At 65.0% G+C, this 26,311-nt stretch carries 20 protein-coding genes and 2 pseudogenes; 13 read left to right on the top strand and 9 right to left on the bottom strand.

The window, feature by feature from the left end; all coding sequences use genetic code 11:
• Positions 1-277 precede the first annotated feature (277 nt).
• From P6U24_RS31055 to P6U24_RS31040, 4 genes are read left to right on the top strand one after another with little or no spacing between them, the layout of a single operon-like run.
• The gene (locus tag P6U24_RS31055) at positions 278-1,888 is read left to right on the top strand and encodes an amidohydrolase family protein (protein WP_407156226.1); all 1,611 of its coding nucleotides are present in this window, start codon (positions 278-280) and stop codon (positions 1,886-1,888) included.
• Complete coding sequence (locus P6U24_RS31050; RefSeq protein WP_407156225.1) at positions 1,885-2,898, top strand: CobW family GTP-binding protein; 1,014 nt, start codon at positions 1,885-1,887, stop codon at positions 2,896-2,898. Before P6U24_RS31055 ends, P6U24_RS31050 begins: the two co-directional genes overlap by 4 nt.
• Positions 2,895-4,721, top strand: a complete 1,827-nt coding sequence (locus P6U24_RS31045) for a CocE/NonD family hydrolase (protein WP_407156224.1) — start codon at positions 2,895-2,897, stop codon at positions 4,719-4,721. Before P6U24_RS31050 ends, P6U24_RS31045 begins: the two co-directional genes overlap by 4 nt.
• A 53-nt stretch (positions 4,722-4,774) precedes the next feature.
• Positions 4,775-5,353, top strand: a complete 579-nt coding sequence (locus P6U24_RS31040; RefSeq protein ID WP_407156223.1) for a peptide deformylase — start codon at positions 4,775-4,777, stop codon at positions 5,351-5,353.
• Between the two features lie 297 nt (positions 5,354-5,650).
• Here the strand turns inward: P6U24_RS31040 and P6U24_RS31035 are convergent.
• Positions 5,651-6,465, bottom strand: a pseudogene (locus P6U24_RS31035) (IclR family transcriptional regulator).
• Positions 6,466-6,641: 176 nt separating this feature from the next.
• On the opposite strand from P6U24_RS31035, the pseudogene P6U24_RS31030 reads away from it, so the two are divergent.
• The 7 genes and pseudogenes from P6U24_RS31030 (at position 6,642) to P6U24_RS31000 (ending at position 13,243) form a co-directional block, all read left to right on the top strand.
• Positions 6,642-7,713 (top strand): annotated as a pseudogene (locus P6U24_RS31030) (ABC transporter ATP-binding protein).
• A gap of 20 nt (positions 7,714-7,733) precedes the next feature.
• Entirely contained in the window at positions 7,734-8,579 is an 846-nt protein-coding gene (locus P6U24_RS31025) for an ABC transporter permease (RefSeq protein ID WP_407160655.1), read from the top strand.
• A gap of 5 nt (positions 8,580-8,584) precedes the next feature.
• Positions 8,585-9,379, top strand: a complete 795-nt coding sequence (locus P6U24_RS31020; RefSeq protein ID WP_407160654.1) for an ABC transporter permease — start codon at positions 8,585-8,587, stop codon at positions 9,377-9,379.
• Positions 9,379-9,663, top strand: a complete 285-nt coding sequence (locus P6U24_RS31015; protein ID WP_407156222.1) for a (2Fe-2S)-binding protein — start codon at positions 9,379-9,381, stop codon at positions 9,661-9,663. The genes P6U24_RS31020 and P6U24_RS31015 overlap by 1 nt, the downstream gene beginning before the upstream one ends.
• Entirely contained in the window at positions 9,660-11,060 is a 1,401-nt protein-coding gene (locus P6U24_RS31010) for an FAD-dependent oxidoreductase (protein ID WP_407156221.1), read from the top strand. Before P6U24_RS31015 ends, P6U24_RS31010 begins: the two co-directional genes overlap by 4 nt.
• Positions 11,044-12,171, top strand: coding sequence for an NAD(P)/FAD-dependent oxidoreductase (locus tag P6U24_RS31005; protein WP_407156220.1), 1,128 nt, complete (start codon positions 11,044-11,046; stop codon positions 12,169-12,171). Before P6U24_RS31010 ends, P6U24_RS31005 begins: the two co-directional genes overlap by 17 nt.
• Positions 12,172-12,196: 25 nt before the next feature.
• Positions 12,197-13,243 (top strand): ABC transporter substrate-binding protein, encoded by a 1,047-nt coding sequence (locus tag P6U24_RS31000; RefSeq protein ID WP_407156219.1) that lies wholly within the window; start codon positions 12,197-12,199, stop codon positions 13,241-13,243.
• Positions 13,244-13,366: 123 nt separating this feature from the next.
• On the opposite strand, the gene P6U24_RS30995 is transcribed toward P6U24_RS31000, so the two are convergent.
• Positions 13,367-14,089: a pyridoxamine 5'-phosphate oxidase family protein gene (locus P6U24_RS30995; RefSeq protein WP_407156218.1), complete on the bottom strand. Its 723-nt coding sequence runs from the start codon at positions 14,087-14,089 to the stop codon at positions 13,367-13,369.
• Positions 14,090-14,153: 64 nt separating this feature from the next.
• Here P6U24_RS30995 and P6U24_RS30990 point away from each other — a divergent pair, with 64 nt between their 5' ends.
• On the top strand, positions 14,154-15,611 hold the full coding sequence (locus tag P6U24_RS30990; RefSeq protein WP_407156217.1) for a PLP-dependent aminotransferase family protein: 1,458 nt from the start codon (positions 14,154-14,156) through the stop codon (positions 15,609-15,611).
• A gap of 90 nt (positions 15,612-15,701) precedes the next feature.
• Here P6U24_RS30990 and P6U24_RS30985 read toward each other — a convergent pair whose 3' ends face one another.
• Both P6U24_RS30985 and P6U24_RS30980 read right to left on the bottom strand, forming a co-directional pair.
• A complete protein-coding gene (locus P6U24_RS30985) occupies positions 15,702-16,859 on the bottom strand; it encodes a patatin-like phospholipase family protein (RefSeq protein ID WP_407156216.1) in 1,158 nt (385 codons plus the stop codon).
• A 108-nt stretch (positions 16,860-16,967) separates the two neighbouring features.
• Positions 16,968-17,585 carry a hypothetical protein gene (locus P6U24_RS30980; RefSeq protein WP_407156215.1) on the bottom strand — a complete coding sequence of 206 codons (618 nt, stop codon included), beginning with the start codon at positions 17,583-17,585 and terminating at the stop codon, positions 16,968-16,970.
• Positions 17,586-17,849: 264 nt separating this feature from the next.
• Here P6U24_RS30980 and P6U24_RS30975 point away from each other — a divergent pair, with 264 nt between their 5' ends.
• Complete coding sequence (locus tag P6U24_RS30975) at positions 17,850-18,932, top strand: SMP-30/gluconolactonase/LRE family protein (RefSeq protein ID WP_407156214.1); 1,083 nt, start codon at positions 17,850-17,852, stop codon at positions 18,930-18,932.
• Positions 18,933-19,093: 161 nt separating this feature from the next.
• On the opposite strand, the gene P6U24_RS30970 is transcribed toward P6U24_RS30975, so the two are convergent.
• From P6U24_RS30970 to gudD, 5 genes are all read right to left on the bottom strand, one after another.
• Positions 19,094-19,762 carry a class II aldolase/adducin family protein gene (locus P6U24_RS30970; RefSeq protein ID WP_407160653.1) on the bottom strand — a complete coding sequence of 223 codons (669 nt, stop codon included), beginning with the start codon at positions 19,760-19,762 and terminating at the stop codon, positions 19,094-19,096.
• Positions 19,763-20,125: 363 nt separating this feature from the next.
• Positions 20,126-21,331 carry a mandelate racemase/muconate lactonizing enzyme family protein gene (locus tag P6U24_RS30965; RefSeq protein ID WP_407156213.1) on the bottom strand — a complete coding sequence of 402 codons (1,206 nt, stop codon included), beginning with the start codon at positions 21,329-21,331 and terminating at the stop codon, positions 20,126-20,128.
• A 282-nt stretch (positions 21,332-21,613) separates the two neighbouring features.
• Positions 21,614-23,155, bottom strand: coding sequence for a galactarate dehydratase (gene garD, locus P6U24_RS30960; protein ID WP_407156212.1), 1,542 nt, complete (start codon positions 23,153-23,155; stop codon positions 21,614-21,616).
• 229 nt (positions 23,156-23,384) lie between these two features.
• Positions 23,385-24,833, bottom strand: coding sequence for an aldehyde dehydrogenase family protein (locus P6U24_RS30955; protein WP_407156211.1), 1,449 nt, complete (start codon positions 24,831-24,833; stop codon positions 23,385-23,387).
• A 55-nt stretch (positions 24,834-24,888) separates the two neighbouring features.
• On the bottom strand, positions 24,889-26,244 hold the full coding sequence (gene gudD, locus P6U24_RS30950; RefSeq protein ID WP_407156210.1) for a glucarate dehydratase: 1,356 nt from the start codon (positions 26,242-26,244) through the stop codon (positions 24,889-24,891).
• Positions 26,245-26,311: the final 67 nt, after the last annotated feature.

The following is a 26,311-nucleotide window of genomic DNA, read 5'->3' as shown; positions in this document are numbered from 1 at the left end:
GCCGAAGGCGACGAAGCAGTCCAGACTTCCTGCGCGACCCTGGATTGCTTCGCTTCGCTCGCAATGACGACAACACAACTGGATTTGTGCGCGTTCGCTGCAACCTCGCCCCGCTTGCGGGGAGAGGTCGATCGCGAAGCGATCGGGTGAGCGGGTACAGGTCTCACGACTTGCACTTCTCGTGCGTCTGCCCCTCACCCCAACCCTCTCCCCGTAAGAACGGGGAGAGGGGGCGCATCGTCTTCCGAATTAGCTGATTGGAACAAAGGAAAAGAGCATGACTGAACAGGCCAATATCCTTCCCGGCGACGAGCTCGCGCATATCCGCAACAAGGGCATGGAGGCGATCGTGCCGGCGGCGACCTCGCGCGATCGCGGCATCGGCCCGTTCAAGCGGCTCGCGCTGCGCAGCGCCACCGTGATCGACGGCACCGGCGCGCCGCCGATCGGCCCGGTCGATATCATCGTCGAAAACGGCCGCATCGTTTCCATGAAGAAGGTCGTCGGCTATGGCTATGGCGGCAAGCCACCGGAGCCCGCCGATCACGAGATCGACTGTCGCGGCAAATGGGTGACGCCGGGCTTCGTCGACTGCCATGCCCATGCCGGTGTCGCCTATCACTCGGCGAACGGCTGGGTGCCGCCGGTTGACTACGTCTATAAGCTGTGGCTGGCGCACGGCGTCACCACCGTGCGCGAGATGGGCTCGATGAACGGACTCTCCTGGATGATCGACCAGAAGAAGCGTTCCGAAGAGAACTCGATCGCCGCGCCGCGCCTGCTGTCCTACGCCTATTTCCCGGCGGTCAACGACATGGTCAAGACCATCTACACGCCGGAGCAGGGCCGCGCCTGGCTGCGCGCGGTGAAGGAGCGCGGCGCCGACGGCATCAAGTTCTTCGGTGCGCCGCCCGCGATCATGGAAGCCGCACTCGACGAGTGCAAGAAGATCGGCCTGCGCACCGGCTGCCATCACGCGCAGATGGCTGTGTCGCGGATGAACGCGCTGACGACAGCGAAATGGGGCCTGACCAGCGCCGAGCATTATTACGGCCTGCCGGAGGCGCTGTTCGAGGATCGTGTGATCCAGAACTTCCCGCTCGACTACAACTACACCGACGAATATTTCCGCTTCTCGGTATCGGGCCAGATGTTCGGGCAGGGCGCCGAGCCGGGTTCGGCGAAATGGAACGAGGTGCTGGAGCAGTTCCTCGAGCTCGGCTTCACCTTCGTGCCGACGTTCACGATCTATGATGCAAACCGCGACCTGATGCGCGCGCGCCAGGCCTATTGGCACAAGGACTATACCTGGAGGTCGATGTGGGACTACTTCACGCCCCAGCGCGGCGGTCACGGCTCCTATTGGTATCGCTGGTCGACCCAGAACGAGATCGAGTGGAAGGAGAACTACCGGCTCTGGATGGCCTTCATCAACGAGTACAAGAACCTCGGCGGCCGTGTCTGCACCGGCTCGGATTCCGGCTTCATCTACCAGATCTTCGGCTTCGGCTATATCCGCGAGCTCGAGCTGTTGCAGGAAGCCGGCTTCCATCCGCTGGAGGTGGTCCGCTCGGCGACCTCGCAAGGGGCCGCGCTGTGTGGCATCGAGGACGAGGTCGGCACCATCGACATCGGTATGCGCGCCGACATGCTGGTGCACGACCACAACCCGCTGACCGACTTCAAGCTGCTCTATGGCACCGGCGCGATGCGTTTCAACGATGCGACCAACGCGGTCGAATGGCATCGCGGCCTGAAATACACCATCAAGGACGGCATCATCTATGACACCGAGGAGCTGCTGGCCGACGTGCGCGAGCTCGTCAAGGCGAGCTGGGAGAGCGAGGTGCCGGCGAAATACGCGGCCAAGGACGCCGCCGCGCCATGAGCGTTGCGCCGATCGATTTCCTGGTGCTGACCGGCTTTCTCGGCTCGGGCAAGACCTCGCTGCTGCGTGATTTGCTCAGCAGCGCCGAGGCATCCGACACGGCCGTGATCGTCAACGAGGTCGGCGAGATCGGGCTCGATGGCGTGGTGCTGCGCGAGAGCGGCGACGACGTGCCGATGGCGATGCTGTCGAACGGCTGCGTCTGCTGCCAGGTCGGTAGCGATCTCGCCTTCACCATCGACCGCCTGATCATGACGCCGCGACCGGATGGCGCGCCACAGCTCGCGCGGATCATCCTGGAGACGTCTGGTCTGTCGATGCCGGGGCCAGTGCTGCGTCAGCTCGCAACGTTAGCCGAGCACCGCATGCGCGTCGCCGTCGTCAGCACCTATGATCTGACACGCGGCACAGCGACTGCGGCTTTCGAGGAGGCTGCAGCGCAATGGGCGGCGTCGCATCGCATCGTCGCAACCAAGGCTGATCTCGTCGCAGCGGAAGAGGTGGCCAAGGCGTCGGCGGCCATAGCGGGCATCAATCCGGTTGCCGAGATCGTTGCCACAGCCGATCGTCCCGCTGCCGTGAACGAAGCCTTTGCGCCATTGACGTCGGCGCTGCCGTTGCGCGAGCTCGCACCCGCGCTCGCCTCCGCACATCCGCGTCTCGTATTATGTCTTGCTCGCCCTGTCGCCGAGCTCGCTTATCCAGATCTGGCGGCCTGGCTCGACAATCTCGCCGGTTGTCTCGGCGAGCGCCTGCTACGCATCAAGGGGCTGGTCAAGGTAAACGAGGCGCCGCGGCCGCTTCTGGTCGAAAGCGTCGGCACGGTGTTCTCACCGCCGCGGCAGGTTTCGGCCGATCATCCGCCCAAACCCTTCATCCTCGTGATCGCGCGCGATATCGAGCGCGCCGAGGTCGAGCAGGTCGAACCTGCAGGCCTGTTCGACCTCTCGTGGCAGACCCCGGAGACGGGCGACACGCGCCGCATCATCAAGGCCGAGTGGGTGACATGAGCACGGACAACGTTGCGGGCGCCTGGCGCGTGCCGCCGGCGGACTATGTGGCAGCCCGTCCGGTCGAGCACGAACTGGCGCCGCCATCGTCCTCCTATGTGATCATGCGCGACGGCTGCCGGATCGCGCTCGATGCTTATGTGCCGCAGCCGAAGCAGGGCGCCGAAAGCGGACAGCGCTTCCCGACGCTGCTGTTCCTCACGCCCTATTATCGCCGTTTCAAGCTGCGGCCGGGCGGCAGCGGCGAGGTCAATCCGAACACCGGAAAATTCCGCGACTATTTCGTGCCGCGCGGCTATGCCGTGGTCGTGGTCGATGTGCGCGGCACCGGCGCCAGCTTCGGCACGCGCGACTCTTTTCGTTCGCCGCGTGAGCGCGAAGACTCCCGTGAGATCGCTGACTGGATCGTGGCGCAGCCCTGGTCGAATGGCGTGATCGGCGCCACCGGCATCTCGTATCTCGGCGCGGCGGCGGACTTCCTCGCCAGCACCTCGCATCCGGCGGTGAAGGCGATCGCACCGATCTGCAGCGTCTGGGACACCTATGTCGACAACTACTTTCCCGGCGGCATCCAGCTGAAGTCGCTGACCAAGGTCTATGACGAGTTGATGGTCGGGCTCGACCATGACCGCCGCGATATTCTGCGGCAGTTCTCTTATTTCGCCAATCCGGATTTCGCGGGGCCGCAGCCGGTCGATGAGGACGTGGACGGCGCGCTGGTGAACGCAGCGGTGACCGAGCATCTCGGCAATTTCCGCCAGACCGATTTCATGGCCGAATTCAAATTCCGCGAGGAAGGCCTGCCTTACGATCCGGCGTTTTCGTCCGCCTCGTTCAGCCCCTATGCTGTGTCCGGCGGCATCAGGCCGGACGTCGCCATTCTCTCGGTGTCCGGCTGGTATGACGGCGCCGGCTATGCCAACGGTGCGATCGCGCGGCACCTCACCATGGCTGACAATCCGCGCCACCTTCTGCTCGGTCCCTGGGATCATGGCGCGCGCATCGACGTCTCGCCGTGGCGCAAATCGGTCGAGCCGACATTCCCGCTGCTTGGCGAGATCCTGCGCTTCTTCGACACCTATCTGCTCGGGCGCGACACCGGTCTCACCGGCGAGGCGCCGGTGCATTATTACGCGATACATGCGGAAGATTGGCGCGCGGCGCATCAATGGCCGCCGGTCGTGGCCGAGAGGCGGCTTTATCTCGCGCCGGATCGGCAACTGGCCGAAGCCGCGCCGCTGGCGGGTGAGGATCGCTACGCGGTCGATTTCAGCCGCGGCACCGGGCACAACACGCGCTATGAGCGCATCGCCGGGATCGACAGAGGCGACTACTACGCCGACTGGCAGGGCCGCACCGAGGCGATGTTGAGCTACACCAGCGCGCCGCTATCAGCGGCGATGGAGCTGGCCGGTCACGGCCTTGCCGATCTGCATGTCGCCTCGAGCGAGCCGGATCTGGCGCTGTTCGTCTATGTCACGGAAATCGAGGCCGACGGCACCGAGCGCTACGTCACGGAAGGGTTGTTGCGCGCGCTGCATCGCAAGGAGAGCGCAGCGCCTGCGGCCTACCGCACCACATGGCCATTCCGCAGCTTTACGCGATCGGATGCAGCGCCGCTCGCGCCCGGACAGGTCGAGCGTATCCGCGTGCCGCTGTTGCCGGTGGCTTGGCAATTTGCGAAAGGCAGCCGCATCCGTGTCTCGATCGCGGGTCATGACGAGGATCATTGTGGGCAGGTGCCGCATGGCCGGCCGCCTGTGATCACGCTGCGCTTGGGCCAGTCCGCCCTGGAATTGCCGCTGGTGGCCGTCCGCGATTGAACCTATATGCTTCGATGCAGTGGGCCGCCCGGTGCGCGCTTCGGAGTGGACGAATGACGTCAATCGGACCTGTCGACATCGTGAAGGCCGGCCATCCCGTGTTGCGTCAGCGCGCGCAGGCGGTCTTGCCCGAGTTGCGCGGCTCTGCGGTATTCCATGAACTGATCGAGATCATGAGTGTCACGCTCGAAGGTCGCGGCGTCGGCTTGGCCGCGCCGCAGATCGGTGTGAGCCTGCGCATCTTCGTGATGAAGGATCCGAAGGAGCGCGTCGAGATGGACAAGGAGGCGGCCATCAAGGAGCGCAGCGCCATTCCGTTCGAGGTTGTGATCAATCCGGCCTGGCATCCACTGGATGATGAGAAGGTCACGTTCCCGGAAGGATGCCTCAGCATTCCCGTGCTGACCGCCGCGGTCCCGCGCTATCGCACCATCGCGGCGGAATGGACCGCGCCGGACGGTGCGCCGCGCAAGCAGACGTTGATCGGATGGCCGGCGCGCATCTTCCAGCACGAATATGATCATCTCGAAGGTACGCTCTACACGGACTACCTGCCGGGACGTCCGGAGATTTCCTATGCCGACCCGGGGCAGGGTGTTTCGGACGAGTTGCTCAAGCGGCTTGGGCTTTGAGCCTCGGGCGGCAGTTGCGCACCTATGGAATGTAATGAGCTGCGATGCGACGAGCTAGTTTCTCACCGCACGAACGGTGCACCCTCTCCCCTTGTGGGAGAGGGTGGATCGCCGGCGCGGATGCGACGGCGAGCCGGGTGAGGGGTCTGCATCCGCGGAGACAGACCCCTCATCCGGCGCTTCGCGCCACCTTCTCCCACAAGGGGAGAAGGTGCATCGAGCTCGCCGCGAGACATCCATCTCATCGTATGGTCCGTCTCACGCATAACCAATCTCCACAACTAACGCGCTCGCTCCCTAAATCGCGCTCAGGCTGCGTGACGGATAGCGCAGCGCCATGTCGAACGGGTTGAGCTTCGCTGCCAGCGCCTGTGCCTCGCTCTGCAGGATTTTCACCACATGCGGCAGCCGCTCCGGATTCAGCCGCTCGGCGAGCGTGCCGACGCTGAGGGCGGCGACGGCGCGTCCCTCGGCATCGAGCACCGGCACGCCAAGGCCGGCCATGCCGGGAATGAGCCCGGTGCTGTAATTCACCCAGCCTTGCGCGCGCGCTTTGGCGATTGCGCTGCGCAGCGCGGCCTCGTCGAGGAAGCCGCGATCGATCAGCCGCGGGATGTTGAAGCGGATCACCGCTTCCTGCTCCTCCTCCGGCAGGTTGGCGAGGATGGCGAGGCTGCCCTGGCCGAGCCCGAGCGGCACCTTGCCGCCGATATCGCCGGTGAAGGAGCGGATCGGGAACGGGCCCTCGACGCGTTCTAGGCAGACCGCATCAAAACCGTTGCGCACCAGCAGAAAGATCGTGTCGCTCAAGTCGCCGACAGTCGCAACAGCGCCGGTCGCGCGAGCTCGCGCAGCCCGTTGGCCTGGCCGGCGCGCGCAGCCAGTACGTAGAAATCGAGCGCGAGCCGGTAGCGCTTGCCGCCCGCGACCTGCTCGGCAAAGCCCTCGGCGATCAAATCCTGCAGTGCGCGATGCGCGGTCGGCTGGCTGCAGCGGGCCGCTTGCGCGATGTCCTTCAGCCGCAATCCGGCCGGGTCGCCACCGGCCAGAACGCGCAGCAGACCGAGCGCGCGGCGCAGGCTGGAGAAGGATGCTTGATACTGGTCGTCCATCTCGATTTCAGAATAGAATGCATCTATCGCGGACTAATATTTCATATGTCAGAATTTTTCCAAGAAAAATTCGGGATAGCTGAATCTGTCATTGACCGGTCGCATGCGCGCTCCGCATGAAAAGGTCCCAGGGCGGCGACCGCATGGGCGAGGACCGTCCCGCCTGACGAGGTGGTATGGCTTTCCTGACGCTTGAGGCCTTGACCCGGATCTATGGCGATGTCGCTGCGGTCAGCGACGTCAATCTCAGCGTCGACAGGGGCGAGTTCATTTCGCTGCTCGGTCCTTCCGGCTGCGGCAAGACCACCACCTTGCAGATGATTGCGGGTCTCGTCGAACCGACGGCGGGGCGCATCATCCTGAAGGGCCGCGACATCACCTACGAGAAGCCGGATCGCCGCGGGCTCGGCATCGTATTCCAGAGCTACGCACTGTTTCCGCACATGACGGTGGCGCAGAACGCAGCCTTTGGTCTGGAGATGCGGAAAGTGCCGCGCGCCGAGCGCGACAAGCGCGTCGCGCAAGCACTCGCGCTGGTGCAGCTCTCGGCGATGGCCGACCGCTATCCGCGCCAGCTCTCCGGCGGCCAGCGCCAGCGTGTCGCGATCGCGCGTGCGCTCGTCATCGATCCGCCGGTGCTGCTGCTCGACGAGCCCTTGTCCAATCTCGATGCCAAGCTGCGCGAGGAGATGCAGTTCGAGTTGCGCGGCATCCAGCAGCGCGTCGGCACCACCACCATCATGGTGACGCACGACCAGGGCGAGGCCGCTATCGATGAGCGATCGCGTCGTGGTGATGGAGCATGGCCGCATCAAGCAGGTCGACGCGCCTTATCGGCTCTATGAAAATCCGGCGACGCCGTTCATCTCCTCTTTCGTCGGCAAGATGAATCGTCTGTCCGGCACCTGGTGCGCTGGCGGCCTCGAGATCGCAGGGCAAATGCTACCGTGCGAAGGCGCCGGCCTTGCGGCCGGTGATAAGGCCGTGTTCTCAATCCGTCCCGAGAAGATCGCGCTGACGCCTTTCGGCCAGGGCCGGCTCGATGGCCGCATCAAGGGCCGGTTCTTTCTTGGCAGCTCCTGGTTCTTCACCGTCGAAACCGCGGCGGGCGTGCTCGGCGTCTCCCAGCCCAATCTCGGCGTGGAGCCGGTGGGCGAGGGCGCGCATGTCGCGCTTCATTGGAGCGCTTCAAGCGCACGCGCCGAAAAAGCCGGCGCGGAGCGGCCGGCCGCGGAGCTGCTGTCGTGAGCGGCGTGCGCGCGAGCTGGATGCCGAATTGGACACCGTGGCTGCTGACATTGCCGGGCACGGTGCTTTTCGCTGCGCTGGTGCTCCTGCCGCTCGCGCTGACCGTTGCGCTGTCGTTCCACGTCTATGATTCTGCGACTGGCGTGAAGGACGAGATCACGTTGGCGCATTACATCGCTGTCGTTACCGACGATTACTTCATCAACATTTTCTGGCGCACCTTGCGGCTTGCGACACTGACGACGCTGATCTGCGCCGTGATCGGCGCGCCCGAAGCCTATGTCCTGTCGCGGATGCGCGAGCCGTGGCGCGCGATCTTCCTGCTCGCCATCATCGGCCCCTTGCTGGTCTCCGTCGTCGTGCGCACCTTCGGCTGGAGCATGCTGCTCGGACCCGCGGGCCTCATCAACGAGGCTTTTCGCTTCCTCGGCATCGGCACGGTGAGGCTGCTCTACACCGAGACAGCGATCGTGATCGGGCTGGTGCATGTGATGCTGCCGTTCATGGTGATCCCGGTCTGGACCTCGCTGCAGAAGCTCGATCCGATGGTCGAAGCCGCCGCATGGACGCTCGGCGCCTCGCGCTTCACGGCGCTGCGGCGCGTGGTGATGCCGCAGGTGACGATGGGGCTGCTCTCCGGCAGCCTGGTCGTGTTCGGTCTCTCGGCCAGCGCGTTCGCAATGCCTGCTTTGCTCGGTGGCCGCCGGCTGAAGGTGGCCGCCACGGTGGTCTACGACCAGTACATGAACGAGCTGAACTGGCCGCTCGGCGCTGCGATCGCGATCATCGTGCTTGTCGTCAATCTCGTCGTCATGATGGCCTATCACCGTGCGGTCGAGGGCCGCGCGCGCCGGACCTTGGGGTGAGCGCGATGCAGAGCAACGGTCCGGTCGCGGTTGTCTTCCACACTCTCGTCGTCGTCTTCATGCTGGCGCCGCTGGGCGTGATCTGCCTCGTCGCCTTCACGCCGGCGAACACGCTGACCCTGCCGACTACGCAGGTCTCGCTGCGCTGGTTCGCGGCGGTGTTCGATCATCCCGATTTCGTCGCGTCTTTCGTCAACAGCCTCTGGGTCGCCGCGATCGCAGCAACGATCGCGGTCGCGCTGGCGGTGTCCACGGGGCTTGCGCTCGATCGCTATCAGTTTCGCGGCCGCGCGGCACTGAACGCGCTGTTCCTGTCGCCATTGATGATTCCGCATCTGGTGCTGGGCGTCGCGCTGCTGCGATTGTTTGCGCTGATCGGCGCCACCGGCAGCTTCGTCTGGCTGACGCTTGGCCACATCGTCGTGGTCACGCCCTATGTGCTGAGGCTGGTGCTATCAGCGCTCTCCGGGCTCGACCGCAGCATCGAGCAGGCGGCGGTAACACTGGGGGCATCGCGCTGGACTGTGTTCCGCCGCATCACGGTGCCGATGATCCTGCCCGGCATCACCGGCGGCTGGCTGCTCGCCTTCATCAACTCGTTCGACGAGCTGACGATGTCGATCTTCGTTACCTCGCCGGCGACCGTGACCTTGCCGGTTCGGATGTACATGTATGCGACCGAATCGATCGACCCGATGATGGCAGCAGTCTCCGCGCTGATGATCGCGTTGACTGCTGCTACGATGCTGCTGCTCGACCGCATCTTCGGACTGGACAAGATTCTGGTCGGGGAGGGCTGATGCCGCTGTTTCATCGCATTGCTCGTATCGAGAAAGCAGCCATTCCCTTCACGCTCGACGGCATCGCGTGCGAAGGCCGTGAGGGGGACACCGTGCTGACCGCGATCCTCTGCCATGCCGAGCGGCTGCGGCAAAGCGAGTTCAGTGGTGCGCCGCGCGCCGGCTTCTGCCAGATGGGTGCGTGCCAGGACTGCTGGGTGCAGTGCGAGGATGGTGAGCGCCTGCGAGCCTGCTCGACGCCGCTCACCGAGGGCTTGCGGATCATCACGACGAGGCGGCCATGAGTGAGCGTGCAAGCCCGTTGATCGTCGGCGCCGGGCCCGCCGGAATCCGTGCCGCGCAGGCATTGGTCGCGGCTGGCCTCAAGCCGACAGTGGTCGACGAGGCGCCGCGCTGCGGCGGCCAGATCTATCGCCAGCCGCTGGTCGATGACGGGCGCGATGCCCGCGCGCGTTACGGTTCGGAGGCTATGAAAGCCGAACGGCTGCATCGCGACTTTGCTGCACTCGAAGGTCGTATCGATTATCGGCCACAGGCGCTGCTGTGGAATTTGCGCGATGGCATCGCCGACATCATGCACGATGGCGCCCATCAGCGCGTTGCCTATGATGGCCTGATCCTGGCGACCGGCGCGACCGATCGCGTGCTGCCGCTTCCGGGCTGGACCTTGCCCGGCGTGTTCACGCTCGGGGCTGCGCAGATCGCACTAAAGGCGCAGGCCTGTGCGATCGGCACAAGCGTGGTGTTCGCAGGCTCCGGGCCTTTGCTCTATCTGGTCGCCTGGCAATATCTCAAGGCCGGCGTTCAGGTCGCCGCGGTGCTCGACGCCGCCCCGCTATCGGCGAAGTTCAATCTGTGGCACGCGCTGCCGCTCGCGCCCGCGATCGTGCTGCGCGGCCTGCGCATGGCGACCGAGCTGAGGCTCGCCGGCACGCCGCTGCATTTCGGCGTGACAGATGTGCACATGGAAGGCGAAGCGCGCGTTGAGCGCGTTGCATTTGGCCTCGGCGGTCGCGCGCACAGCATCGCCTGTGATGGCGTTGGCTATGGGTTGAATTTGCGATCGGAGACCCAGCTCGCCGATCTCGCCGGCTGCACCTTCCGCTTTGATCCACGCGATCGCGCGCATCTGCCGGTGCGCGAGGCCAGCGGCCGCAGCAGCGTAAGGAGCGTCTATCTCGCCGGCGACGGCGCGCGCATCGCCGGCGCCGATGCGGCGGAAGCCGCCGGCGAGCGCGCCGCGCTGGCGCTGCTGGAAGATCGCGGCCTGCCCTACGATGCTGCGCGTGCCGCTGGGCTCGAGCGCATGCTGCGGCGGATTGATCGTCTTCGCGACGTGCTGGAGGCGGCGTTTCCTTATCCTGCGCATTGGGCTGACGAGATCGCTGATAGCACGCCGCTCTGTCGCTGTGAGGAGATCAGTGCAGGCGAGGCACGGCAGACGATCAAGGATTTCGCACTGGTCGAGCTCAATCGCCTCAAAGCCGTGAGCCGGATCGGCATGGGCCGTTGTCAGGGCCGCGTCTGCGGCGCCGCGGCGGCCGAGCTCCTGGCCGGCGAGACCGGGCGCGACATTGCGACAGTTGGACGCCTGCGCGCGCAGCCGCCGATCAAGCCAATTCCGTTTGCGCTGGCGGCATCAGATCACACGAACGAAGAGCAGCATGACGAGGCGCATTGATACCGATGTCGCGATCATCGGCGCCGGGCTGGTCGGCAGCTCCGCGGCGCTGCGGCTGCGCCGCATGGGCTTCTTGGTCGCGCTGCTCGACAAGGGCTTTTGCGGCGCGCAGGCCAGCGGCGTCAATTATGGCGGCGTGCGCCGCCAGGCGCGGCCTCCCGAGCAGCTACCGCTGTCGCAGCGCTCGCACGCGATCTGGCCGCGGCTGAAGGCGCTGATCGGCATCGACGGCGAATTCCTGCGCTCCGGTCATCTGAAGCTTGCGCGCACGGAGGCCGACATGGCGAGCCTCGAAAGCTATGCAAGTCGCGTCGCATCGTTCGGGCTCGATCTCGAGTTGGTCGGGCACAATCAGTTGCGCGAGCGCTTCGGCATCTCGGGCCATGTCGTTGGCGGTTCGTTCTGTCCCGGCGACGGGCACGCCAATCCGCGGCTGGTCGCGTCGGGTTTTGCCGCCGCTGCGCGTCGCGCCGGCGTCGAGGTGCTGGAGAATACTGCCGTGATCGGAGCCATGAAAAGCAGCAATGGGTTCGCGCTCGAGGCCGGCGGGGTGTCGCTGAGAGCGCGTGTCGTCATCAACAGCGCCGGCGCCTGGGCCGATACGTTCGCGCGCGATTTCGGCGAGCCGGTGCCGCTGCAGCGTACTTATCCTTCGATCGTGGTGACCGAGCCGCTCGCCCCGTTCCTCGGCGTCAATATCGGCATGGAGGGCGGCGGCATCTATGCGCGGCAGGTCACGCGCGGCAATTTCATTCTCGGCGGCGAACGCGCGCTGCCGCTCGAGAATCCGGACTATTCGCGCCCGCGCAGCGATGGCGTGCTCGCGATCATGCAGCGCGCGAGCGGATTGTTCGGCGGCCTGCGCCATGCGCACGCGATCCGGTTCTGGAGCGGCACCGAAGGGACCATGCCGGACAACAATCCGGTGATCGGACCGAGCAGCACGACCCCCGGCCTCATTCATGCTTTCGGTTTCTCCGGCGCGGGCTTCCAGATCGCGCCCGGCGTCGGCGACGTGCTGGCCGAACTGGTGCGCGACGGTAGGACCTCGACGCCCATCGAACCGTTCGCCATCGGGCGCTTCAAGCAGGCTGGTACAGACAAGCAGTAAGATCATCGTACGAGGAGTTCACAGCATGACCCGTTTGCTTCACTCGCTTTGCGCCGGCCTCGCGCTCGCTCTCGCCAGCGCCGCCGGGCATGCCGAAACCAAGACGCTTTATGTCGGCATGAACGGCGGCAATTTCGAGCGGACCTACACGCAAGGGGTGTTTCCGGATTTCGAGAAGGCCAACGGCGTCAAGATCGTCGTCGTGCCCGGCACTTCGTCGGAGATCCTGGCAAAGGCGATCGCGGCGAAGGACAAGCCGCAGATGCATGTGATGTTTCTCGACGACGGTGTCATGATCCGCGCCGCCGGCATGGGACTCTGCGAAAAGCTGAAGCCAACGCCTGCGCTCGCCGACCTCGAGCCGGTGGCGCGGCTGAAGGACGACATGGCGGCCGGCGTCGATCTCGGCATGACCGGGATCGCCTACAACAAAAAGCTGTTCGATGAGAAGGGCTGGGCGGCGCCGACTTCGTGGTTGGATCTGGCCGATCCGAAATTCAAGGACAAGGTCGTGTTCCAGTCGGCTGCGGTCTCGACCTTCGGTCTGCATGCCTTCCTGATGTTCAACCGCATCAAGGGCGGCGACGAGAATAATGTCGAGCCGGGCTTCAAGGCGTTCCCGGATACGATTGGCAAGAACGTGCTGGAATATATCCCCAACTCGGCAAAGATCTCGGAGATGGCGCAAACCGGAGAAGCGGCGATCTTTCCGTTGACCCCGACCGCGGTAGCAACGCTCAAGGAGAAGGGTATTCCGGTCGAATATGCGCAGCCGAAGGAAGGGTCTGTCGTGCTGATGGTCGCCGAATGCGTGATCGCCAACAATTCGGAGCCGGACCTTGCGCAGAAGCTCGCCGCCTATCTCTTGTCGCCCGAGGCGCAAGCGAAGGCGCTCGCGAGCGGCAACATCGCGCCTTCGAACACCAAGACCAAGGCGACGACCGAAGCCGGAGAGCAGAAGTTATCGGCGATTCATAACTACATGAAGACCGCCGTGACGCTGGATTGGGATGTCATCAACGCCAAGCGCGCGGAGTGGAACAGCCGCTGGAACAGGATGATCGAGCGGTGAGAGTCGCGTGCTGCGTCGTCATTGCGAGGAGCCGAAGGCGACGAAGCAATCCAGAGTCCTCGGGAGAGTTCTGGATTGCTTCGCTTCGCCCGCAATGACGCCTCTGGTGACTGAGAAATCCAACTATCCCCTCGGATAGCTCATCGCATAGGCCTCGGTCAGTGCGTCCTCGAGCAAACGTCCCGCGCTGAAGCCGGCAAGCGTGGTAGGCCGCTCCACGCCTGGCAGCAGGCGGTCGCAGGGTTCAGGCGCGCCCATCACGGTGCGCACCGGAATACGTTCGGCATAGGTCGGGAACGCGTAGTCCTCCTCGTCGTCAGCGAGGCCCTTGGCCCGGATCTTGGCCGAGGCTTTCTCGATCTCCATCATCACCACGGCGGTAGCCTTGATCTCCTGCGCCGTGCTCGGCCGGAGCGTCGCGGTGCGGCCGGGAAAGAAGCGGTCGACCATCATCACCAGCGCGCGCTCCTTCTCCGCCAGGTCCTCGATCAGGCGGGCATGGCCGAACGCCATCACCGAGCGATAGTCGGCGGAGTGGTTGAAGCCGCAACGCGCCAGCACCAGGCTGTCGAGATGGGTGACGGTGAGGCAGGCGGGCTGGCCTTGCGACTGGTTGCGCAGCATGCGGCTGGCGCTGGAGCCGTGCCAATACAGCGTCTGGCCTTCGCGCCAATACAGCGTCGGCGTGCAATAAGGCAGGCCGTCGATCGCATAGGCGACGTGGCAGAGCGCGGCGGAATCGAGCAAGGCATGCACCGTGGCATGATCGTAATGGCCGCGGTCGTGACGTCGCTTGACGCGGTTCACCTCGTCGACGGGATAGCTCGCTAGGCCCTGCTCGGACATTTTCGTTCTCCTCTTGGCGAGCGTGTCTTGCCATGGCAAAGTGGTCGCCGTGAGTTCCACTTTCATGCCAAATAGAGCAACCACTTTGAGGCGCACCCGGGATGACGTGCAGGCCCTGCCGATCCGCCTCGATCGTGCGATCCGCAACCAGCCGCAGCAGGTGCATGGCGCGTTGCGGACCGCGATCGTCGACGGCCTGTTAGTGCCGGGCCTGCGGCTGCCGTCGACGCGTGTGCTCGCCGAGCAGCTCGGCGTCCGCCGCAACGCCATTGTCGCCGCCTACGAGCAATTGCTGTCGGATGGCCTGGCCGAGGCACGGCATGGCTCCGGGACTTTTGTTGCTGCCGAGCTGCCGGCGCCCTCGACATCGGCGCCGGTCGCCGACATCAGGGTCCGCACCACGCCGCATCGCCCGTTCGCGCTCGGCTTCACCTTGACGGACCCTTCGCTGCTCAAGCGCCTCGGCAATGCCAGTCGCCGCCGCATTGTGCATGCTGCGGTCGATGAGCTTGGCTATGGCGATCCGCGCGGCAGCCTGCATCTGCGCACGCAGGTCGCGCACTACCTCGCTGCCAACCGGGGCATTCGCTGCGATCCAAGCTGCATCATGATCGTGAACGGCACGCAGCATGGCCTGCGGCTCTGCGTCGAGGCGCTGCTCAAGCCCGGCTGCGCCGTCTGGTTCGAGGACCCCGGCTACTACGCCTCGCGCGACACCCTGCGCGCCGCCGGCATGAAGCTGGTGCCGGTGCCGATCGATGCCGAGGGCATCGTGGTGACCGCGGGCGAAAAGGCGGACAGCGCCGCCAAAGCAGCCTATGTCACGCCGTCACATCAATTCCCGACCGGCGTTGCCATGAGCATGACGCGCCGCGTTGCGCTGCTGAACTGGGCGAGATCGGCCAAGGCTTTCATCTTCGAGGACGATTACGACAGCGAGTATCGCTTCGCCGGCCCGCCGCTCACTGCGCTGGCCGGGATCGGCGGCGAGCACGTGATCTATATCGGCACGTTCGCCAAGACGCTGTTCGCGAGCTTGCGGCTGGCCTATCTCGTGCTGCCGCCTTCTGTGGTCGGCCGCGTCGTCGCGGCGCGAGCGACGCATGATCGCTTTCCGCCGCGCTTCATGCAGGATGCGCTGGCCGATCTGATGGCGGACGGCGTAATATCGGCGCACATGCGGCGGATGCGGCCACGTTATCGGCAGGCGCGCGATGCGGTCGCGGAGACGCTGGCGAAATCCGCTCGCGGATGTCTGCAGATCGCCGCCCCCGCGCAAGGCCTGCATCTGCTGGCGACCTTGCCACCAAGCGTGCCGAAGCAGGCCGCCTCCGTGATCCGCGAGCGCGCCGGCATCGAGTGCCGGCTGTTGTCGGAGGCGCGCATCATGCAGCGCGGCCCCGACGGCTTCGTGCTCGGCTATTCGGGATTTCCGACCGGCGATCTGGTCGATGCCGGCAAGCGCCTCGGCCGGGCGGCGCAGGACGTGTTGAACGCTGCGCCGCGTGCTCAGAAATTGTAGTCGATGAACAGCTTGTGCGTCGGCGCCGTGAGCAGCGGCTCGCGCGACACCTGGTTGAAGGCGTGCGCCTGGGTCGAGCACATGCTCTGCTCAATAATCTCCCGGGAACGGAAAGCCTGACGGCGCGGTGATCTCGATGCCGAGCTTCTGCTGCAGCTCTGCGCTAATATGCGCGCGCAGCGCGGCATCGCAGATCGCATAGCCCCAGTTCATCAGCCGGTTCTGCTGGTCGCGCGGCATCTTCTGCAGCCGCGTCGGGATCGCCGCCAGCGGCTCGGGATCGCGGTGCAGGCAGTTCAAGGGATCGCTCGGCAGATGATAGTCGGCGAAGTTGGTGCGGATGCCCCAATAGGTGCCGGTGTGGTCGCCGCGATTGTAGGCCTCGATCAGCTGCCGCTTGCGCAAGGACCTGACCTGGTTGTCGACGACGTCGAGGATACGCACCGCGTGGCGTGCCCAATCATGCGCAGGATCCGGCTCGGCTTCGACCTTCTGGCCGGCGTCGCTGACGAGCAGGGTCGAAAAGCGCTTGACGGTTTCGAGGCCCAGATTGTCGTACACGCCGCCGTCGCTCAGGATCGCCTGCGTCGTGTAGGCCGCAATGTGATTGAGGTCGGCGCCTTTGGTCGGTCGCACCGGCTGCTTGATCGGCAATGTCAGCGGCGACAGGATCGGCGGAAATGCCGAGGACGCCGCGACCGCCGTCGCCAGTGTCACATTCGGCGCGTCGATGAGACCGACGTGATAGTCGCCCATATAAGGCCGCGAGAACCGCCACAGCGCGGCCGTCTGCACATTGGTGGCATTGATGACGAAACGCGGCGCAGCCCCGCCGTGATCGTCGGGCAGGTTGGCAAGCTTGGCACCCTTGAACAGCACATCGTCATAGGCCTCCGCGACCCGGTCGCTGATGGTGCCGGGCAGGAAGATGCCGCCGACGACGGCGCCGATATCGACGCTGGTGTCGGCCATCTTCTGCATGCCCTCGATGAAGAGTTGGAAGTTGGCCGCTTTGCCGGCGTTGAATTCCAGCCGGCTCCACATCAGTCCGAGATAGGCCGCGGTGATCGAGCCGCCGGAGACGCTGGAGATGCGCTTCAGTCTTCCGAGCAGGCCAACCTCGTTGAGGCGGCAGAGCGCGCCGATGTGGAACACCATGGCGCGATAGCCGCCGCCGGAGAGCGACAGCGCGACGCCGTCCTCGCGCTCGGTCGATTCGGAATCGAGATCCGCAGGTTCGGTCGGCATGGCTGTTGCCCCTTTTCGAGGTCAGTCTGCCGAGCGGGCACACACGTTCAAGGCGCAATAAAATATTTAGACACGCGCCGCGGTGGGCTGGTTGCGCGTGCGGTAGCCCTAGGGAGTTTCATCCTGCTGGATGCTCGGCGTGGTCTGCAACACCCGCCGCAGCGTGATCGGTGTGCCGTCGGAGACGAACTGTAGTTCGTAGACCCGCCCGGTCCGGTCGGTCGCCGAGCAGCTGATGCTCGTGACCCGGAGCGAGGCGAAGTTGCCGATCTGGCGACAAACCCCGGTCGACGTTTCCGTGGCAGGTACGGGGATGCCATCGACGCGCGGTCGCGACTTGGAATTGAGCAGGAGGCGATCGACCGGCAGCTCGTAAACATCCTGCTGTGCCGGGGAGCGGTGGCCTTTCCTGCCGGAAAACGCGATGATGTGGCTGTCGTCGGCGGGGTCATCGAGCGCGACCGTGAAGTGGGCACGACCCTTCATGCTGTGGAAGAAAGCGACCGTCTTGCAGGGAAAGTCGCGGCCGTCGACGGTAAGCTTGCTGCAACTGCCAGACATCAGCGCATAGAGGTCGATATCGGGCTTTTGCTCGGGCTCGATGGAGGCCGGGCTCGTCTGCGCCAAAACGGGGCTGGCGAGGCACAGGCCGAGGATGACGAGAACGCATCGCCCCATCCGCCGGACGCGGATACGGTCGAGGAGCCGGTCAGGATTCAGGGGCATCGGCGGGCACGGCCTCAGTCATTAAGCTGCCGGGGATGTTAATTGAGTCAGGTCGCGGCGAAAAGACGCCGGGATACGATCTGGGCGAACTCCGGAGGGGGGACACTGGCACGCCATTGCTGTGCGTTGCAACGCGGTCGGTGTCGATACGGCGCAGGTATCGATCGATGCCGGATGAAAATTAGACCCCTCGGCGTGCAGCCTCTATTGGATCGGACCAAGCCCGGGCGGCAGCCCAGGGCACGATTTGCAAGGGAGGATACCATGACGATCTCACGCCGGACCATGCTTGCCGGCGCCGCGGCCAGTGTTGCGATGGCCGCTCGCGCACAGGCGCAATCGTTCGCCTTCAGGCCGAACCAGCGCTATCCGGATCCCGCCGTCGAGGTGCTCGATCCGAGCTTCACGAAATATCGCCTCTACAGCAGCTCGGTCGAGCAGCTTGCGAGCGGCATGCGCTGGGCCGAGGGGCCGGTGTATTTTCCGGATGGCGGTTATCTGCTGCTCAGCGATATCCCCAACAACCGCATCATGAAATACAGCGAGGCGGACGGCAGCTTCACCGTCTTCCGCAGCCCCTCCAACTACGCGAACGGCAATGCCCGCGACCGGCAGGGCCGGCTCGTCACCTGCGAGCATTCGCTGACGCGGCGCATCACCCGCACCGAGAAGAATGGCGCGATCACCGTGCTCGCCGACAGTTTCGAAGGCAAACGGCTGAACGCGCCGAACGACATCGTCGTGAAGTCGGACGATACGATCTGGTTCACCGATCCGACCTTTGGCATCAACGGCAATTGGGAGGGCTACAAGGCGAAGCCCGAGCAGGCCAACACCAACGTCTTCCGGATTGGCACCGATGGCAAGCTGACCGCCGTCATCACCGATCTCGTCAATCCGAACGGGCTTGCCTTCTCGCCGGACGAGAAGAAGCTTTATGTGGTGGAGTGGAAGGGCACGCCGAATCGCAGCATCTGGAGCTACGACGTCAATGCGGACGGCTCGGTCGGCAACAAGGTCAAGCTGATCGACGCCGCGGACCAGGGCGCATTGGACGGCTTCCGGGTCGATCGTGACGGTAACTTGTGGTGCGGCTGGGGCAGCAATGGCGCACTGGCCTCCGAACCGGTCGAGGTCAATGGCCATAAGGTGTATCCGCTCAGGGGCCGGTCGGAAGATCTCGATGGCGTCATGGTGTTCAATCCGCAGGGCAAGCCGATCGGCTTCATCCGCTTGCCCGAGCGCTGCCCGAACCTCGCCTTCGGCGGCCCGAAAGGCAACCGGCTCTACATGGCGGCGTCGCACTCGCTCTATGCGCTGTATGTCGAGACGGAGGGCGCGGTGTAGTTGGCAGGACTGCCGCCTACGTCATTGCGAGCGAGGCGACGTGTCCGCCATAGCCCGAAGGGCGACGGCGGAAGCAATCCAGAAAATCGCTCCAGAGACAGCCTGGATTGCTTCGTCGCTAGCGCTCCTCGCAATGACGGCGGCACCGGCAGCGCAAGTCACTACTTCCCCAGTAGCGTCTGCACCCGCAGCCTCCACAGATTCCAGACGCGTTCCATGATGATCATGTTCACCGCGTCGGCCTTGGCGCTTTCCTCCGGGGAGAGGAACGTGATGTCCGGCCCGAGCGCGAGCGCCTGGGTCTGCAGCCGCGCATTGACGTCGGTGTAATAGGCGCGGAACACGGCGACCTTGACGGCCGAGCCCACCGCGACGTCGCCATGGCCGCGCATCAGCACGATCGCCTTGTCGCCGAGCGCCTGCGCCAGCGAGTTGCCGATCGCGTTGTTGCGCACCAGCATGTCGGTGGCGCCGAAATCCTTGGCGATGTCCCAGACCGGCGTGCCCGCGCCGAGGAAGGCCCCATTGTGAAACATCGGCTTCAACGGCGTCTTGCCATTGGCGAATGGAATCACGCCCGGCGAATGCGCGTGCACCACCCCCATCACGTCTGGTCGCGCGCGATAGATCGCGGCATGGATGAAGCGCTCCAGGAAGATGGCGCGACCGCGCGCATCGACCGGCTCGCCGTTCTCGTCGAACTCCATGATATCGTCGGCGGTGACCAGCGCCGGGGCCACCGAGCGCGCCATCAGGAAGTGTTGCGGGTTGGTCGGATGCCGTGCGCTGACATGGCCGAAGCCGTCGACGATGCCGAGATCGGCCAGAATGCGGCTGCCGGTCACGATGTCGTCGAGCACCTCGCGCGGGACATTGGAAAGGGCGTCCTGGGCGTGGGAGGGGCTGCACATCAGCAAAAGGCCGACAAAGGCAGCAGCAACACGGTTCAACATGGCACGCCTCATCCCTCGCGTGACCGATGGTCGCCATCCCGGAATGGGCGCGCCGACGGCCTTGCGACCAGTCTATCCGTCATTGCGAGCGAAAGCGACTTGTCCGCCATAGCCCGAAGGGCGACGGCGGAAGCAATCGAGAATGCTGAAAAGCAAAGAACTGGATTGCTTCGGCGCGTACGCACCTCGCAATGACGGCGGATAGACCTGCTGCGATGTACATCCGGAGCGTCGCCGCGCTCATGTGTCTGCCCTGCTCTCCCGCACGATTGCATCTTCGCGCCGCTTCACGTCCGGATGGAGCGCGAGGCCGAGGCCCGGCGCTGATGGCGCCTGCACCATGCCGCCTCTGATGACCGGCAGCTCCGTGACAAGCTCGCGGTACCAGGTCGCCAGTGTTGCGCGCACCACCTCTTGGAAAATCGCGGTCGGCGCGTGCAGCGCCAGATGCAGCCCGGCCATCAGCGCCACCGGACCGGTGCAGTCATGCGGCGCCACCGGCTTGTTGTAGGCTTCCGCAAGGCCTGCGATCTTGCGCGCCTCCGTCAGCCCGCCGCACCAGGCGACATCGAGCATGACGACATCGAGCGCGTCGGCCGCGAGCAGGTTGCGGAAGCTGGCCGCGCCCGCCAGCGTCTCGCTGCCGCAGATCGGAGTCTTGACGCGGCGGCGCAGGTCGACGAGGCCCTGCACATCGTCCATTTTGTTCAGCGGATCCTCCACCCAGAATACGTCGTAATCTTCGAGCGCACGGCAGATGCGTTCGGCGGTGTGGGCGCCCCACAGGCTGTGCAGCTCGCACATCACCTCGATGCGGTCGCCGACCGCGGCACGGATCTTCCTGAACGGCTCCAGCCCGGTCTTCAAGTCCGTGAGCGAGATCGCGTGGCCGCCAGCATGGGCAAAGGGATCAAAGGGCCAGATCTTCATCGCGCCGAAGCCTTCGCTGAGCAGGCTCTCCGCAAGCGCGCCAGCATCGCGCATGAAGGCAATCTGGTCGTCGTAAGGGCCGAGTGCGGCGTCCGCGCTGCCGATCTCGCGGCGCTTCGCGGCCGCCGTGTTGTAGGCATAGCCGGCGCAGGTGTTATAGGCGCGGATTTCGAGCCGGCTGGCACCGCCGAGTGCCTCGTGCACGGGCACACCGTGGCGCTGGCCTTTCAGGTCCCATAGCGCAATGTCGATCGCGCTGGCCGCGCGCACCTCGGCGCTGGCGCTGTGGAAGCCGAGATAGGGCGTCAGCAAGGTGCGCGAGATCGCCTCGATGCGGCGCGAGTCTTGTCCCAGCACGAGCGGCGCGATCAGCTCATGGATCGTTGACTCCACCGCTCGCGTGCCGCGAAAGCTTTCGCCAAGCCCGGTCAGGCCCTCGTCGGTCTCGACCTCGACCCAGATCAGGTTCGGCCGTTCGTCGACGCGGATGGTGCGCAGCGCTGATATGCGGGACATTTGCGAGTCCTCTTAGTCGTCGAGTCAAAGAAGGATTGGCCGACACCGGTGTACCCTCTCCCCTTGTGGGAGAGGGTGGATCGATCTCGCGAAGCGAGATTGAGCCGGGTGAGGGGTTTCTCTCCACAATTCGTGCGCGCGGAGAGAGACCCCTCTCCCACAAGGGGAGAGGGTAGACCTTCATTGGCGGACCAGCGAGTAGCCCGGGTGAGCGCAGCGATACCCGGGGGCCTTGGTCGAGACATTCCCGGATGTCGCTTCGCTCATCCGGAAGCGTGACCGTCAAGTCACCGGCGCGGGATTGAACAGCGTCAGATCGTTGTGGATGCCCCAGTGGTCCGACCACGGCTTGGTACGGCCACTGGCGACATCGAGGATCAGCTTGAATAGCTCCCAGCCGGTCTCCTCGATCGTCATCTCGCCGGTGGCGATGCGGCCCGCGTCGAAATCGATCAGATCCTTCCAGCGCCGCGCCAGCTCGCTTCGGGTTGCGACCTTGATCACCGGCGCGGCCGCAAGGCCATAGGGCGTGCCGCGGCCAGTGGTGAACACTTGCAGCGTCATGCCAGAGGCGAGCTGCAAGGTGCCGCAGATGAAATCACTGGCCGGCGTTGCCGCAAACAGCATCCCCTTCGTCTTCGCCTTCTCACCCGGCGACAGCACGCCCGCGATAGCACTGGAGCCGGACTTGACGATCGATCCCAATGATTTTTCCACGATATTGGCGAGCCCACCCTTCTTGTTGCCGGGCGTGGTGTTGGCGCTGCGGTCGGCGCCGCCGCGGGCGAGATAGGCGTCATACCAGGCCATCTCGCGCACCAGCGCGCGGCCGACGTCTTCGTTGATGGCCCGGCGCGTGAGAAGCTGGATCGCGTCACGCACCTCGGTCACTTCCGAGAACATCACCGTGGCGCCAGCACGCACCAGGAGATCCGCGGCAAAGCCGACCGCTGGGTTGGCGGTGACGCCGGAGAAGGCATCGCTGCCGCCGCATTGCAGGCCGATCACGAGATCGGAGGCCGGGCAGGTCTCGCGCTGGCGCTTGTTGAGCTGGGCGAGCCGCGCGTCTGCTTGCGTCATGATGGCATCGACGATGGCGCCGAAACCGTCGAAGGCTTCGTCCTGCATGCGCACGATGCTATCACTGACGCCTTCGGGCAGCAGCCGCTCGGGCGCGAGCTTCTCGCAGCCGAGGCCGACGACGAGGATCTCGCCGCCGAAATTCGGATTGAGCGCGAGGTTCTGCAGCGTGCGGATCGGCACCACGGCGTCGGGCGCGGAGATCGCGACACCGCAGCCATAGGCATGGGTCAGCGCGACGACATCGTCGACGTTCGGATATTTGGGCAGGAGCTCGGCGCGGATGCGCTTGATCGCATATTCGAGCGTGCCCTTGACGCATTGCACTGATGTGGAGATGCCGAGCACGTTCTTGGTGCCGACCGAGCCGTCGGCGTTGCGATAGCCCTCGAAGGTGTAGCCTTCTAGTGGCGGCAGCGGGGCAGGGACGGCGGTCGAGATTTCCAGCTTGTCGAGGTCAGGCGCATCCGGCATCTCGATGCGGGGCTCGTCGACCCATTCGCCGGCTGCGATCTTCGATTTCGCTGTGCCGATCACCTCGCCATAGCGGATGATCGCCGCGCCTTCGTCGATGTCCACAAGCGCTGTCTTGTGCCCCTGCGGCACGAAACTCTTCAGTTCGAGGCCGCAGGGGAATCTCGTGCCGGCGGGCAGGCCGAAATCATTGACGACGATCGCGACATTATCGCGCGCGTTGAGCTTGATGTAGCGGGGTTGCTCCGCCGTCGGCGTCTGATGTTTCATGCCTGCTCTCCCTCATCGGGTGTAGGTGGGCAAAGCGAAGCGTGCCCCACCATCTGTCTTCGGAGCGAAAGAACGGTGGGCAAGGCGCATTGCGCCTTTGCCCAGCCCACGGTCCTGCTTTCCGTCATTGCGAGCGAAGCGAAGCAATCCAGAGGCAGAAGGGAAGTCTGGATTGCTTCGTCGCCTTCGGCTCCTCGCAATGACGGCTCTTAATCAACGGCGAATGAAATCACACCGGATAGACGTAAGACGTCTTCACCGTCGTGTAGAACTCGCGTGCGTAGGAGCCTTGCTCGCGGGCGCCGTAGCTCGAGCCCTTCCGGCCCCCAAACGGCACGTGATAGTCGACACCGGCGGTCGGCAGGTTGACCATCACCATGCCGGCCTCGCTGTTGCGCTTGAAGTGCGAGGCGTATTTCAAATTTGACGTGCAGATGCCGGAGGCGAGACCGAATTCGGTATCGTTGGCGATCGCCAGCGCCTCGTCGTAGTTCTTGGCGCGGATGACAGCGGCGACCGGGCCAAAAATCTCCTCACGCGCGATGCGCATGTTGTTGTTGGCCTCGGTGAACAGCGCCGGCTGCATGTAGAAGCCCGGCGCGTCGCGGTTCAAGAGCTCGCCGCCCCAGGTGAGCTTGGCGCCCTCGTCCTGGCCGATCTTGAGATAGCGCAGATCCTGGTCGAGCTGGCCCTGATCGACCACGGGGCCGATATGGGTGCCTTGCTTCAGCGCGTCGTCGACGACGAGGCCCTTCAGCCGCTCGGTCATGGCGGAGACGAACTTGTCATGGATGCCCTCGGTGACGATCAGCCGCGAGGACGCCGTGCAGCGCTGGCCGGTGGAGAAATAGGCGCCGTTGACGCAAGCCTCGACTGCGACCTTGAGGTCGGCGTCGTCGAGCACGATCATCGGGTTCTTGCCGCCCATCTCGAGCTGGAATTTCTTCATCGGATTGGAGAGCACGCAGGCTTGCGCGATCTTGCGACCCGTGGCGACCGAGCCGGTGAACGAGATCGCGCTGACGTCCGGATGCTCGAGCAGCGTCTGGCCGACCACCGAGCCCGACCCGACCACGAGATTGAACACGCCGGCGGGAATGCCCGAGCGGGCGATGATTTCGCTCAAAGCATGCGCGCAGCCCGGCACCAGCTCGGCAGGCTTGAACACCACGGTGTTGCCGTAGCAAAGCGCCGGCGCGATCTTCCAGGCCGGGATCGCGATCGGGAAGTTCCAGGGCGTGATCATGCCGACCACGCCGACCGGCTCGCGGGTGATCTCGACGTCGAGGCCGGGGCGTACCGACTGGCCCTTCTCGCCCATCAGCCGCAGCGCCTCGCCGGCGAAGAACGCGAAGATCTGGCCGGCGCGGCCGACCTCGCCGATGCCCTCGGGCAGCGTCTTGCCTTCCTCACGCGCCAGCAGCCGGCCGAGCTCTTCCTTGCGGGCCAGGATCTCGGTGGCGATCTTGTTCAGCGCGTCATAGCGCTCCTGCGGGGTCGAGCGCGACCAGGCCGGGAAGGCGGCCTTGGCGGCGGCGATCGCCTTCTCGGTCTGCGCCTTGTCGGCCTTGGCATATTCGCCGACGATGTCTTTGGTATTCGATGGATTGATGTTCTTGGTGACGCCGGAGCCGTCCACCCACTCACCGGCGATGAAATTCTTCAAGATCGCGTTCATCTTATTCTCCACGCATTGCTCGCGATTGCCGCGGCACACTACCGCATCCGACAACTCAGCGCACGAGGCACGGACGCTTGTCGTCGAAGGTCCAGCCCGGGATCAGGTACTGCATTGCGATCGCGTCGTCACGTGCGCCCAGGCCATGCTGCTGGTAGAGCGCGTGCGCCTTGTCGATGGCGGCACGGTCGATCTCGACACCAAGGCCCGGGCGATCGGGAATCGCGATCTGGCCGCCTTTGATCTGGAACGGCTCTTTCGTCAGCGCCTGGCCGTCCTGCCAGATCCAGTGGGTGTCGATCGCGGTCACCTTGCCAGGCGCGGCGGCGCCGACATGGGTGAACATCGCCAGCGAAATGTCGAAATGGTTGTTGGAGTGTGAACCCCAGGTCAGGCCGTTGTCGCGGCAGGTCTGCGCCACCCGCACCGAGCCCTGCATGGTCCAGAAATGGGGGTCGGCGAGCGGGATATCCACCGCGCCGAGCCGCAGCGCGTGGCTGAGTTGGCGCCAGTCGGTCGCGATCATGTTGGTCGCGGTCGGCAGGCCCGTTGCGCGGCGGAACTCGGCCATGATCTCGCGGCCGGAGAAGCCGGCCTCGGCGCCGCAGGGGTCCTCGGCGTAAGCAAGGATGCCGTGCATGTTCTTGCAAAGGCGGATCGCCTCATCGAGCGACCAGGCGCCGTTCGGATCGAGCGTCACGCGCGCCTGCGGAAAGCGTTTGGCGATCGCGGTGACGGCCTCGATCTCGGCCTCGCCCGCGAGCACACCGCCCTTCAACTTGAAATCGGCAAAGCCGTAATGGTCGTGCGTCGCCTCGGCAAGCCGCACGACCGCCTCCGGCGTCATCGCCTGCTGATGGCGCAGTGTGAACCAGCCGTCCCTCCCGCCCTCGCCGGTGGCATAAGGCAGGTCCGTCTTGCTGCGGTCGCCGACGAAGAAGAGATAGCCGAGCACCTCGACGGAGGAGCGCTGCTGGCCCTCGCCGAGCAACGCCGCAACTGGCAGGTTCAAATGCTGGCCGAGCAGATCGAGCAGCGCCGACTCCACCGCGGTGACCGCATGGATCGTCACGCGCAAGTCAAAGGTCTGCTTGCCGCGGCCGCCGGCATCGCGATCGGCGAACTTCGTCCGCATCGACGCCAGGATGTTGTTGCAGGCGCCGATGGTTTGGCCGACCACGAGGTCGCGTGCGTCCTCCAGCGTCTTGCGGATCTTCTCGCCGCCCGGCACCTCGCCGACGCCGGTGTGGCCGGAATTGTCGGTGAGGATGACGATGTTGCGCGTGAAGAACGGCGCATGCGCCCCGCTCAAATTGAGGAGCATGCTGTCCCGGCCGGCGACCGGAATGACTTCCATGCCGGTGACGACGGGCGCGCCCTTGAAACCTGCGCGGATCGCGTCCTGAACCATCTGCTCCTCCTTTGTCGTCTTGCTTCGTTGGTCCCGCCTCATGGTGAGAAGGCGCACAGCGCCGTCT

Origin of the sequence: Bradyrhizobium sp. STM 3557 (genome assembly GCF_045571465.1) — a bacterium.
In the GTDB taxonomy this organism is placed as follows: domain Bacteria; phylum Pseudomonadota; class Alphaproteobacteria; order Rhizobiales; family Xanthobacteraceae; genus Bradyrhizobium.
Note: the sequence above shows the minus strand (reverse complement) of the source record. Positions and strands in the feature narration are given on the sequence as shown.